At 40.1% G+C, this 13,288-nt stretch carries 11 protein-coding genes; all 11 read right to left on the bottom strand.

The window, feature by feature from the left end:
- Nucleotides 1-31 precede the first annotated feature (31 nt).
- Nucleotides 32-892: a sugar phosphate isomerase/epimerase family protein gene (locus BM015_RS05950; protein WP_090655909.1), complete on the bottom strand. Its 861-nt coding sequence runs from the start codon at nt 890-892 to the stop codon at nt 32-34.
- Nucleotides 892-2,292 (bottom strand): DUF4974 domain-containing protein, encoded by a 1,401-nt coding sequence (locus BM015_RS05945; protein WP_090655906.1) that lies wholly within the window; start codon nt 2,290-2,292, stop codon nt 892-894. The genes BM015_RS05950 and BM015_RS05945 overlap by 1 nt, the downstream gene beginning before the upstream one ends.
- A 5-nt stretch (nt 2,293-2,297) precedes the next feature.
- Nucleotides 2,298-3,254: a dihydrodipicolinate synthase family protein gene (locus BM015_RS05940; RefSeq protein WP_090655904.1), complete on the bottom strand. Its 957-nt coding sequence runs from the start codon at nt 3,252-3,254 to the stop codon at nt 2,298-2,300.
- Between the two features lie 63 nt (nt 3,255-3,317).
- On the bottom strand, nt 3,318-4,895 hold the full coding sequence (locus BM015_RS05935; protein ID WP_090655901.1) for a sodium:solute symporter family protein: 1,578 nt from the start codon (nt 4,893-4,895) through the stop codon (nt 3,318-3,320).
- Nucleotides 4,896-4,924: 29 nt separating this feature from the next.
- A complete protein-coding gene (locus BM015_RS05930; protein ID WP_090655898.1) occupies nt 4,925-5,998 on the bottom strand; it encodes a sialidase family protein in 1,074 nt (357 codons plus the stop codon).
- Between the two features lie 5 nt (nt 5,999-6,003).
- Nucleotides 6,004-6,666, bottom strand: coding sequence for a DUF3826 domain-containing protein (locus BM015_RS05925; RefSeq protein WP_090656200.1), 663 nt, complete (start codon nt 6,664-6,666; stop codon nt 6,004-6,006).
- A 73-nt stretch (nt 6,667-6,739) separates the two neighbouring features.
- Entirely contained in the window at nt 6,740-8,290 is a 1,551-nt protein-coding gene (locus BM015_RS05920) for an MGH1-like glycoside hydrolase domain-containing protein (protein WP_143075765.1), read from the bottom strand.
- A gap of 2 nt (nt 8,291-8,292) precedes the next feature.
- Nucleotides 8,293-10,143, bottom strand: coding sequence for an exo-alpha-sialidase (locus BM015_RS05915; RefSeq protein WP_245751251.1), 1,851 nt, complete (start codon nt 10,141-10,143; stop codon nt 8,293-8,295).
- Nucleotides 10,143-10,901, bottom strand: coding sequence for an SGNH/GDSL hydrolase family protein (locus tag BM015_RS05910; RefSeq protein ID WP_090655895.1), 759 nt, complete (start codon nt 10,899-10,901; stop codon nt 10,143-10,145). The genes BM015_RS05915 and BM015_RS05910 overlap by 1 nt, the downstream gene beginning before the upstream one ends.
- Before the next feature lie 2 nt (nt 10,902-10,903).
- Nucleotides 10,904-11,818, bottom strand: a complete 915-nt coding sequence (locus tag BM015_RS05905; RefSeq protein WP_090655892.1) for a glycoside hydrolase family 43 protein — start codon at nt 11,816-11,818, stop codon at nt 10,904-10,906.
- A 35-nt stretch (nt 11,819-11,853) separates the two neighbouring features.
- Nucleotides 11,854-13,239 carry a glycoside hydrolase family 140 protein gene (locus BM015_RS05900; protein WP_090655889.1) on the bottom strand — a complete coding sequence of 462 codons (1,386 nt, stop codon included), beginning with the start codon at nt 13,237-13,239 and terminating at the stop codon, nt 11,854-11,856.
- Nucleotides 13,240-13,288 lie beyond the last annotated feature (49 nt).

Here is a 13,288-nt window from a genome sequence, read left to right as displayed (position 1 = left end):
ATGAAGGTTGGATTAAAACATTTGAATAATTTTATTGAAACACACTCTTCACATATTTCACATTAGCGCCATAATTCCGTTTCACATTTCTCGGATCAGTTGCATCCCTCGAACGTTCAATTACCAGCCAGCCTTTCCATTGCCATTTATCAAGAATGGATTTTATTTTCTGCATATCAATTTGCTTATCGTATTGCAGCCAAACACTGTCTTTGTTGGTGCAATGTATCTGGCAAATATTATCGCGGCCTAATATCTCCATTTCTTTATACAAATCGCGGCCATTGCTTAAAGGGTTTTCAAAATTGAAATATATTTTAATGGCAGGCGATCCAATATCTTTCAGCAATTGCACTTCGGCAGTTGCATCCAGCGATGTTTCAATACCGATGATAACACCAGCTTTCTCCGCCATTGCTCCTGCTCTTTTCAATCTTGTTACTACAGAATCCCTTACTTCAGGATGCTGCACCAAATCACATTGAATGCCCATTGGTAAAAAAGCAATTTTAATGTGCATTTGCTGCATGGTTTTAATGCAATCAGCAATTGTATTATCTATGTTTGGGCGGTTGCAAAATGATTGCGAGTAAAAACCTGTCATACCCAATGAGCAAAATTCTATACCTGCTTCTTTTGCAGTTTGCATGTATTGTTCACGTATAGAATCAATGACGAGTTTATTATCAAAGGTTGGCCGGTTGCCTAATCCGCCCATATCAATTTCCAAACCATCTGCGCCGAGTTCTTTGGCAAGCGGCAATGCACCTAATTTCTGGCGCTTCAGCAACATCAAATCAATTAAACCAATTTTATATGTCTGCGATGAAGTTTGTGCGAGGCAACTTTCACTTAATATCAAACCTAAAAATAGTATTGCGAAAAATTTCATTATTGCTTTTTCAGTTCATTAAATATCATTTCCAGCTTATCATAACCGTGAATAGCATTAGCAGGCAGGCGTTCCCCGTTATCGCCAAAAACATACAATGCTTTTTTATCTTCAATGGTTATTCCATGCTCATTAAAATTGCCGGAGGCATCGAGCAGTTTTGTTGAATCAAGCTTGAAATGTTTTGCTATAAAATGATACATCGCCTGGCGTTTGTTCGGCCCGTAATCATGGCCTTCGTCAGCAAAATGATTATTCTCTACATTGCCTGCTGCATTATAATAACCATATATTTTTTGCAGGTAAGGAAATTCAATCTGGGGTACATGGTCTGTCCAGTCGCCGCCATCTGAAACAATTAATTGCGGGCGTGGTGCAGCCATTGCAGCCAGTTCAGGATTATCTGTTCCGCCACCGCAAAGATGAACAGGCTGGCCGCTTTCGCAGGGGCAGCCGCCATACATATAACACGATAACATAGCTATTGGCGCACTTAATTTAATGCGGTCATCCAATGCGGTTATCAACATAGTTTGACTGCCACCGCCGGATGCACCGTTTATTGCTACGCGGTTTGTATCTGCATTTTTTAATGCCAACATATAATCCAGGATGCGCATACTGCTTAATGCCTGCACCGTCATGGCAAGCGGGCGGCGATGATCGGCTTCATTGAATTGTAACAAAGATTCATTCCATGCAAACAAATCGTAACTGATGGCCATGCAACCCATCTTTGCCAGCATTGCACAACGGCGCTGGCAATCGGGGCGATAGCGATGGCCGCCGAAATGCCCATCAGGGCAAAGCACCACCGGTATCTTTCCTTTTATATTTATTGGCTGATATAAAGAGCCGCAGATATACACGCCGGGCAACACTTCAAAAGCAATATTTTCAATACTGTAACCATCCAGCTTTCTTTTATTGCTGATGATGGGCGCAGTTGTTGGTTTTGGCGGCATGGGCGATAACTGCAAAGCTGATAACATGCAGCCACGCAAAGAATCTTTTCTTAATTCCCAGCTTTGTTTATCATGATATTTTGATGATAAATATTCCAGCTTTGCTTTGCCATCTTCTACAGACGTTCTGTAATATTCATAAGCTTTTATCTTGTATTTGCCGGGATCTGTTTTAGCTGCAACCAGGTCCAGCGGCGTGAGTATATTATTTAATGTTTCATCAATATCTGCACGGAAACGCCAGTCGGCATACGTTAACGTTTTGCCGTTCACCAAACTATCAGGATAACGGATAGAAATATTGAAACGTTGTTCCACTGCGTGCAATACATCCACCAGCGGTTTGGTGTATGCATCATCTGAATTTTGCTGTGCAAAGTTTTTTGAAACAAATGCACCTGTAAGCAACAACAGTAATAAATAGTACTTTTTCATTTAAATTAATGTTGTATGGCATCTGTAATATGAACAGGGTTTATCTGCAGCCTTTCACACCAGCTTAAAAAACTGTCATGAATTTCATCCAGCGTTTTTCTTTGTTGCGGCGTTAACTGCACTGCAACCGCCCTGCTTATGGTGCGCACCGGCAAGCCTCTTTTTTGCAAAAAATATTTTGCGCTCATGGGGTATGCATTGTGAATGATAGGGTCAACCCTTGTTAATTCCTGCTGCAGCCATTTTACATCTTCCTGTTTATCCGGGTTAGTTGCATTGTTACACATCCAAACAAGTATTTCCGGATAAAAATTTCCCGAAATAGAAGACATGCCTTTTGCGCCCATCTGTAAAGAATACATAGCGTTTGGCGTGTGTGCATCGTAAAATTCAAGTGTATCGTTATCTTTTAAAATATCCAGCTTTGCTTTTACCTGTGCTATTTCAATAGAAGTGTCTTTATGATAAACAAACCGGTTTGTTTGCAGTAAAGTTTTAAAAATAGGCGCACTTAAAATGCGCTTGTATGGCGCAGGGCATTCGTATAAACCAAGCGGTATATTGCCCGTTAACTGAAGCATGGCTTTAAAATTGCGCAGCAATGTTTCATCATTATCTTCCACTTTGGCATAATGGCCCGTAATTAATATTACTGCATCAATTCCTGTATCATAAATTTTCTTTGTAAATATTGCTTTGTCGTTCAACGTTAAACCAAAAGAGCCTGTGGCCACAATTGGTACGCGGCCATTAACATAGTCAACAACATGCTTTGTAAGCTCAAGCCTTTCATCTTCGGTAATGCTATACATTTCGCTGCTTAAACAATTGGCAAAAAAACCTTTTACACCGGCAGCCAGGTAAAAATCTATCAATGCTGAAACAGCATCAAAGTCAATTTTTGCTTTTAAATTAAACGGCGTTATCATTACCGGAACAAACTTTTTCTCATCACTATTCATACTAATATTTTTAATTATTTATCATTTAAAGCAGATGCATAAAACAATGCTCCATGCAGTTATTTAATTTTCATTTATCACAGTTGTGCTTACTTTTCTTTTCCCTGCACTCAGCAACAGCCCCATTAAAAAAATAATTAACGTGCCTATTACAATTATCATATTCTGATGCAGCGGGTTCCTCAGAAAAGCATACCTGGCAGGAATGTTTGCCGAAAATGTCATCCATAAAATCACCACTACACCAATAATGGTTGCTGTTAATGCTGCGTGGCCTGTGGCCCTTTTGCTTATTATTCCTAATAAAAACAAACCCAACATACCACCGGCAAAAATGCCCGAAAGTGTCCACCATATATCCAGCAAACTTTTTACGCCAATCATGGCAATACCGGTACTTAAACCCATCAATCCAAAAACAATAGTTGAAATATAAAGCGTGCGTAATTTTTGTTTTTCGTTAGGCGTTCGATGAAAATATCGTTTGTAAATATCTTCTGTAAACACAGTTGCTGATGCATTCATGCCGGAGCTGATGGTGCTCATGGCCGCAGAAAGAATTGCAGAAATTATAAGTCCTGTAACGCCGGAAGGTAATTGGGTTACCATAAAATGCGGCAATACTTTATCGCCATAATCATCAGGTTTTAAATTGGCTGCAAGGCTGGCTATGTCCCGTGCTGAAGCTGACCCTGTTAATTTTTCTATGGCTGCCTGCTGCCTCACCGATTCTATAAGTTCGGGATGAACATGATAAAAAGCAAACAACGATGTGCCAATAATAAAAAACAGCAACGAAGCCGGAACATATAAAAACACGCATAGCCAAACCGACCTTTTTGCTTCTTTTGCTGAGGTTGCGGTATGATACCGCTGCACATAATTCTGGTCTATTCCAAAGTTGTTGAGGTTAATGAAAAAGCCATAAAAAAGTATAACCCAAAATGTAGATTCTGTAAAGTTGGGCGATAAACTTCCAAGGCTAAACTTATGGTTGTTTTTGCCAATTTCAATCATGGTGGTAATGCCGCCCGGTATTCCTCTTAACAGCAAGTAAAGAATAAGTAAAGCGCCCAATGTTTTAATGATCGCCTGTACAACTTCCGTCCATATCACCGCTTCAATGCCACCCATTACCGTATAAACAATAATGCATATTCCAACTACAATCATTATAGTTGACATGGAGTAACCGGTTAATGCCTGCAGGCTTAAAGCAATGCCGAAAAAAACAGAACCGATACGCGCCAGTTGTGTAAGTAAAAAACAAATAACAGTATATGTTCTGGCCCATGCGCCAAAGCGTTTTTCAAAATGTTCGTATGCAGAAATATTGCCTGATTTCCTGTAAAAAGGCACAAAATATTTAGAAGCAATCCATGCTGCAAAAGGCATTGAAATGCTGAATACAAAAGCGTTCCAGTTGCTGCCAAATGCTTTGCCGGGCACACCTAAAAAGGTATTGCTGCTTAAAAATGTTGCATAAATAGAAAGCCCGATTGCCCATCCCGGTATTTTGCCTGATGCTTTTGTAAACTGTTCAGCGTTTTTATTTTTCCGTAAAAAATAAAAACCCACCAATACCATGGCAGCCAGGTAAATTAGAATTATAATGATATCAAGCAAGGGCATGTTATTCATTATCTATTTATTTGATGAATACAACACTGTTACATTTTATTCCAGCCCGATTTATCCATTTCAACCATCTGCAATTTTGAAGGGTCAATCTTTACATATTTTATTTTTTTGCGGCGCCAGGTATAAACAATATGTATCATGCCGTCTTTTGATTGTATCACTGAAGGATAAGAATACTGGCTGATGGGGGAATCTTCCAACACAACCGATGCATACCATTGTTTGCCATCTTTTGATAAAGCAATGTTCAGCGGCGTTCTTGCACCTTTGCCATTCTTTGCATCAGCAGGCGGCAATACATGGTTATATACAAGCAACTGCAAGCCATTATTTAATGTTACGGCATCAGTGCCTGAATTATTATTAGGCAATTCAGTGCAGGTTAAAGCGCTCCATGTTTTGCCATTATCATTGCTCCATGATGATGCAACACAGCGGTTTTTTGTTCTGCATACAACCTGCATGCGGCCATCTTTATAGGTAAGTAAAGAAGGCTGTATAGCTTCTATGGAAGAGTCCAGTTTTATCATTGACCATGTTTTGCCTGCATCAGCCGTTACTTCAAGATGCACACGCCAGCCATTGCCTTCGGTGCTTGACGGGCAAATTAATTTGTTGCCAACCATCACAGGTTTATTTTTTATCGGCCCAAGAAAACCTTCGGGTAAAGCTTCTGCGGCACTCCATGTAAGGCCGTTATCTGCTGACCTTTTCAACCAGCCTTTCCATGCGGAAGGGCTTGGCCCTATTTTATAAAACAACAACAATTCGCCGCCAGGCATCTGATACAGCACCGGGTTCCAGCATGGGTAACGCAAGCTGTCATTCACAATGCCATCAGCTACCTGCACCGGTGTTTGCCATTTATTATTCACCATCCTGCTTACATAAATACAAACATCGGGATTGCGTTCTGCTGTCCCCCCAAACCATGCAGCCACCAGTCCTGCAGGCGTTTCTGCAATTGTTGATGCATGGCAGGAAGGATAAGGCGCGGTGTCATAAATAAATTCATCTGTTATAATACCTTGTTTCCAGTTAATGTCTTGTGCCGGCGCTGCAAGCATAAAACACATACTTATTATGGATAGAAAATATTTCATTGCGATTAATTTTGTTTAGACGTTTGAGCAGCCTTTTTTGCTTTCTGCGCCTTTACATAAGCGCCAAATAATGCATGCCAGTCGCGGCCATGTGTGTTTAAATACTGTTCATTTTTTGTTTTATATATTTCAAAAATAGCAGAGATCTGTTTCATGCTTTTATAATCAACAGCCTGTTCTCTCGCCAGCTCTAAATTTTTTGTAAGCACAGAATCTTCTGTTGGTGTAAGATCAGGCACAATAGCCTTATAACCTTTCATGGTAAAAGCAACTTTGCCAATAGTATATTTATCAAGCATGGCATTTACCTGTTCTTCGGTTAAGTCTTTACGCAAGCCATTCATCAGGTTTTCATGTATAGATTTGGGCATAGCTGAATTGGCAATAACCTGCCTGTCAAGCTCACTCAACATTTCCCCTGTTCTTGGATTGATGCCGGCAGGAACTGTTGTAAAAGGATGTGTATTGTTCCAGTCGCGAATAGTTTTAAGATGTGTTGCAACAACATCTGTAACCCGTTGCGCTTTTGCTGCATCATTCAAATTGAGTGAAGCCACCCATTCAGCGGCCTTGCTTCTAATTTCTTCATTGGCCTTTGCATCAGCATCTGTTTGCGCCATTGCATTAAAAGCAAACAACAATAGCAGCATCGGTAGTATCATCTTCATTAAATGCTTCATATTTTTATTTTTCATTGAAAAAGCATAGTTGCTTTAATGTTTATAAACCGGTAACAGGTAATTATATTTTTCCAACAAGTCTTTGAATATGTTCAGCGCTCATTAATTTCTTACCATCTTCCCATACGCTCAAACCCTTGCCACGATTGTATTTCGTGCCATCTGCATCCCAAATAACCGTTATTGTTTTACCATGATATACAACCTTATCAAGGCAAAACCATTTCCATTTATCTTCCGGTATTAAAGGGTTTACTTCCAGTGTATCATCTGCACGGGGGCGCAAACCAATCAATCCCGTTATAATAAGATCGTTGAATGTGGAATGATTATAATAACGGCTGCGTTCCTGGTCGCCCTTTAACCAATAACCGGTTTGTTCGTCAAGGTATTCACCAATATATGGCCTGCCACGATAGTACTGTGATTCTGCATATACATTCATCAGCCTGAAATAATCATGCTTGTTTACGTACGGCTGCTTTGTATTGTTTAAAAGATTGGCCATTGCCGTTAATGTTTGCGAAGAAGCATACGGCCACACAGCACCATCCCATTCACATTTGCAGCAGCCATGCGTTCTGAATGCAGAATCGCTTTGCTCCGCAGTAGTGATACCAAACGGCGCCAGGAATTTTGATGAATCCATTAAATACTTCCAGGCAACATTGTATTGTTCGGATGGCATGTTAAAATACCAGGGAATAAACCCAATTTCTTCCCGCACATTGGCACTCTTCAAACCTTTTTTTGCTGTTTCAAAAAAATTATCGGTATTGTTCCATAAATATTTTTCAATCAAACCTTGTATCGTATCGGCTTTTGATAAATACAAACCAGCTTTATCATTATGGCCCGCAATATTTTCCATCTCTGATAAAGCCATTGCGTTGCCATACATATAGCTGTTGATGGTTGGCCTTGCATTCTGCTCGTGCCTGCCGCCGCTAATGGTTTCTTCCATGCCATCTTTTACATCGCTTTGCCAAAACAAACCGGAAGGCAGTTTCTTTTCGCTTTCCCATCTTGCATAATCTGTTTCCATATCAGGCAGCATATCCAATATAAAATTTTTATCGCCGGATACTTTATACAGGTTATACAATGCATCTATGTTCCAACTGCTGTACGAATGCAGCTTTAACATGGGCTTTCCATCGTGCCCGCGGTACCAAACCTTTAAATCGTCTTCCGAATATTGTTTATTATGCAACCAGCGCGATTCATAAATATGATGGCCGATAGCGCTGCCAATGAGGTTATATTTATCTGCGTAAGAACGTGGCACTAAAAACTCTGTAAACGCATAACCTGCAGGTGTTTGTATGATGTGTTTACGCAACGTCCACCAGCGGTAATAAAACAGTTCTTCAAAATTTTGTTGCGGGCAATTAAACAAAGGGATATTGGCTTTCACCCATTGCCAGGAAGAATCATTGGGTATAGCGCCTTTAATATTTTCATCTTCCATGTTGTTGAAATAATCAACATAGTGTTTAAAGTCATCTGTGTTTAAAACATTATGCTGCTCAGCAACAGCAATGTTTTTTGTTGAAGCGCAACTGCAAAAAACAATAACAACCAACAACCATATCGTTTGCCTGTTCAGCATTATTATTTAGTCTTCTTTGTTTTAAATGATGTAATAAAAAAAGCAGCGGGTTTATCTTTTTTACCTGCATCAGGCAAGTCGAAATCCTGGTCTGTCGGCGTATCAGCATCAGGAAAATGGATTACAGCACCCGTTCTGAAAGCAATGCGTTCAACAGAATCAATCGGCGCAAACATGATGTTGTTGCCATAGCTTTTACCATTCACTTCCACTGAATAAAACCTTGAGTAGGTATTCAGCACAATATGAAATGTATAAGACGAGTCAGCTTTATAATCAAACAATTTCCTGTTGCGGTAACCTGATTTCACATAACATTCGCCTGTGGAATCAAAGCTTATTCTTATACCTGGCAAACCTTGCGCATTTAAAAACTCTGTTTGTAATAACCCCGTATTGTTTTGTGATGGAACGATAGTGAAATCTGCAATCATTCTTTCTGCTGGAGGAACAATTCTTTCCGCCTTTGCATAATCAAACGGGTCGTGATCTTTGAGTTGTATGCCTTGCTTGCCTTCTTTTGTTTTATTTACTGAAACCCTTGCCCACAGCGGGCTGTAGATATTCCATTGAGTAAGTTGTGAAAGATCGCTGATATTATCAAAATCATCAGCAGCATCATTTGCTGTTGTTGATGTAACAGGAACAGGGATTTTGGCCGCCCATATATCTTCTTTATTCATGCTGTAGGTAACCCAAATATTGCCGTCAGGCGGTTTGCCGTTGCCTTCAATAATACCGCGCACATATTGCGGCCCATAAGATTTATAATTGCCGCCATAACGCATTTGTGTAATCTCCCCGTTAACCAACAATAAATTTTTATAATTCAGCCCATCATCACTTACAGAAATGGCCAGCGGCCAGCGAAACTCCGAAGGGTTATATACCGTTGCATATTTATTATCCGACGTTTTTTGCCCCCAGATTTTTGCATTTGCATTCACAAAATGCGGGGCTCTTATTGGATTATACAGCCATGATTTTCCTTCATTTGTACTGATGGATGTTAAGGCATATTTCCATAAACCCACTACGCGGCCATCAGGCAAATGATAATAATTAAAAGCTTTGTATTCTTTCTGCAATGGAATCAACGGGTCGCCACGGTCGGCTTCTTCGTTCCATTGCTGCATCATTAATGGCGTTGCCATTAATTCATTACAGGCTTTAATAAAACCTTTGTCTTTTGATGTTGTATAAAAAGGATAGCTCGTATTTTTTTCATTCCAGTTATGATTGTAATGCAAAAAATATATCGGCCCGTAGCTGCCATCTTTATGCACTTCACGCACCACGCGGCCAATGCCATTGCCATCATTCGGGTCGTCATGCGCATCCAGGCAAATTCCGTAATAACCAAGCACCAGCAACCTGTTATCTTTTGACACATAAAAACCCATGCGCTGGTGCATTACGGCATACAAATTCTTTGCAACATTTGTATTGCCCGGTTTTGTTGTGCCATCCGGAATTTTGTATTTGGGAAAGATCACTTCAGGTTTCGACCAGTTATATCCATCTTTGGAATGCAATAATAATGTATGGCCCGGCGGAACGCTTTCGCCAACAGAATCACTTAAATATTCAACATAAAAATTGTTGTTCCAGTAGCACAACATGGGTGCATGATTATACGTCCAGCCAAAGCCTTCCGCTTCTTTAGGGTGCTCCCGGTTAGCACGAAAAATTTGAATATTATGCACGCCAACTGCAGGCTGCAGCATGCCATGATGGTAATCAACATTAGATAAAGTATTGCCAACGTATTTTACAGTATCCTGCTGTGCTGCTGCATTAAAGCAAGTAAACGCCAGTAAACAAATGATGCTATGTAAAGCGAATGATTTCATTATGATTTTATTGTTTGCATCCAGGCCGCTGCCATTAATTGTGTGCCCGCAACAGAAGGATGCACACCATCTGCCGTCCAGTAGGAAGCCGGCGCCAGCTTCAATGCTTTTTCGTAAACAGATTGATACGGAATAAACAAGGCATTAAATTCTGCAGCAATTTCTTTTGCAGCCTGCCGGTAACCATCAAATGCCGGAAACCATTTATCATCAACAGCCTTCACATCTTTTAATGCATAAGGCTCACCAATGATGAGTTTTACGTTTGGCAATGCATCTACTGTGCGTTTCAACAAAGCTTTATAATCGTTCTTATATGTTTCCAGTGTTCCTGTATAACCGTTCACCAGTGTGTGCCAGAAATCGTTTACACCAACCAGGATGCTTAATACGGTTGGCTTTATTTGCAGGCAATCAGCATCCCATCTTTCAGCTAACTGGTACACCTTATTGCCACTGATACCTTTGTTATATGTTTTAAGATTTAGTGAAGGAAACTGGTATAACAAATCGGCAGCCGCGAGGTGCGCATAACCGCTGCCCAATGCCGAAGCATCATTGGCATCCATATCCGTTTTTTTTCTTCCGGCATCCGTTATTGAATCGCCCTGGAAAAGAATAATATCATTAGTTTTTAATTGAATTTTATTTGTTTTATTAAATGCTGATGCTTTTAAAGCAGATGGAATAGCTGAAGCTGCAATGCCCGCCAGCGTTGCATTACGTAAAAACTGCCGCCTGTTGTTTATACTGCTCATATTTATTGTATTTGAGTTGAATCAATATGTTTTAAAGAACGTTGTATTTTTTTTATATCCGCTTTTGTAACCGTTAAAATTGTTCCGTGCTTGTGGCCCTGCGGTACTGAAATTTCTTTTGTTGCATCTGTAAAAGTTATGAAATCTTTTGTCTTAACGGCTTCAAAATCCTGGTTGCGGTAAGCATCAAAATATATCAGCCATTCATCTTTTACGTGTACCGTTGTCGGGCCTTCTGTAAACCCTGCGGTTATTGGTTTGGATATGTTTGAAAAAGGACCAACCGGTGTTTCGCCAAACGCCACTTTAATATCCCGTTCATTTCTCGTGTTGTCTTTAAACACCAATACATAATCTTTATTATTACGTTTAACAATAGTGGCATCGATAGCACTAAACCCCGGGTCAAAAAATAATTTAGCCGGTGAGAAATGAGTAAAATCTTTTGTAGTTGTGTAATACAAACGATGGTTATTGAATTCGTCTTCGATGCCTTTATCAAACCGATAAGGAATGGTAGAAGCCCATACAATCATGTAACTGTCATCCACATCATTATAAAACCATTCAGGCGCCCAAACATTTACGGTTGTGGTTTCCTGCTGCATTACAGGTATATATTTTTCTTCGCTCCAATGAATTAAATCCTTTGAACTGGCGTAGCCAAAACCGTTGCTGTTCTTCCATTCGGTTGTCCACACCAAATGATACACGCCATCTTTATCTTTTATCATTGATGGGTCGCGCATGATCTTATCCCTTCCTGCAAGCGGTTTTAAAAAAATATGATCGAAGTAAGCCCAATGTTTTGCATCGTAACTGTACATCAATCTCAAACCTTCATTCGCGGGTTCTTTAAACGAAGTATATAACCATGCCTGTTTGGATGATACGCACGAGCAGCATATCATCACCATACAAACAAAACTGATATGTTTATTACTACACTTCACTATATTTTCTCCAGGATTAATATCCAGTCATTACCATCTTTCTTATCGCCCGGCGGGTTGAATGCATGTACGCCGCTATTGTTAATGGTTTCAATAAATATTTTATCTCCATTGCGCGGATTGTACCAAAAGGCTTTTGATTTTTTCCCATCAAGCATATTCATATCCACTTCAATATTCTTCCCGTTATACGTGTAAACAAAAGCAAAATTTTTTCCCCGCAAAGCGGCCAGCCGTTCATATTTATCACCGCTGTTCTTTACAATATCCTGAAACGGTTTTGCTGTTTCGAATACAACTGACTGCATCAATTTTACAACATATTGCATCTCGTTAGCGCCTGTTGCATTCATAGCCTGCTGCCAGTTTTTATCGGCGCCGTAAGCAACGTTTGTATCGCCAATGCGTTTAAACTGCATGATGGAATTATGCCCGTATGTAAACCCGCAGGCGCCTGCAAAAATGCTCCAGTAAGCATACCTTCTTATGTCTGCCGCCTGCCAGCGCGGTTGTGTTGTATCATGCAAACCCTGCGGAATATCTTCATAAGATGGCTCCGCATCAAGCACCGGTTTTGCAGGTTGCAACTGATAAGCATCATTGATATAACGCCAGTTGTCTTCACCATATTTCAAATCCTTTACGGCCGTATCCTGCGCATAATTCCGGTGGCCCGATTGCACCATATTAAAACTCAGCCATGAAGCATCATTAAACCATTTATAAGAACCATTTCTTCCACGCGGATGAAATGTTATCAAATGATTTTTATCGTATTGATATAAAGTTTCACCAATGGCATTCCATACTTCTTCATGAATATCACCTTCAATATCGCCGCCATTCATCCAGATAATGTTTGAATTATTTTTATAACGATCTGCCAGAAACCTGGCATAGGCTTTCGCTTCATCAATACTAACGCCTCCAGCTTTTACATTTGTTCCCCAAACCGGCACCAGCGCCATGTACAAACCGTTTGCTTCCGCTGCTTTCACCGCATAGTCAACATTATCCCAGTAATCATATTGTTCAGCGTGAATAAAATCATTACCTGTTGTAACTGCAGGCGCTGAAACGTTTTGATTATGCAAAGCCGAATCGCCATAAACATCTGTTGCTTCCAGTGAATGCAATAGCATTACCTGTATTACATTAAAGCCCTGTTGTTTCCTTTGTTTGAAGTACGATGACATATCTTCCCTGTTCAGTTTGGTTAACAACAGCCAGCCGGTATCGCCCATCCAGAAGAATGGCTTGCCATCGCTTGTTACGAGATATCTTTTAGCGGAAGAGACTTTTAATAAAGGCAACGGGCTTGCATTAGCCTGTAAAGCAAATGCGATAAGAAAAATATAAACGGGTATGATTTTTTTATTGAACATTTTTATTGATTAAGTAAGAAATCAAAGCACAGGATAATTAAGCCAAAGA

Source organism: Parafilimonas terrae, from assembly GCF_900115755.1.
Lineage (GTDB): Bacteria > Bacteroidota > Bacteroidia > Chitinophagales > Chitinophagaceae > Parafilimonas > Parafilimonas terrae.
The sequence above is the reverse complement of the archived record's forward strand: the minus strand, read 5'-3'. Positions and strand labels throughout refer to the sequence as shown.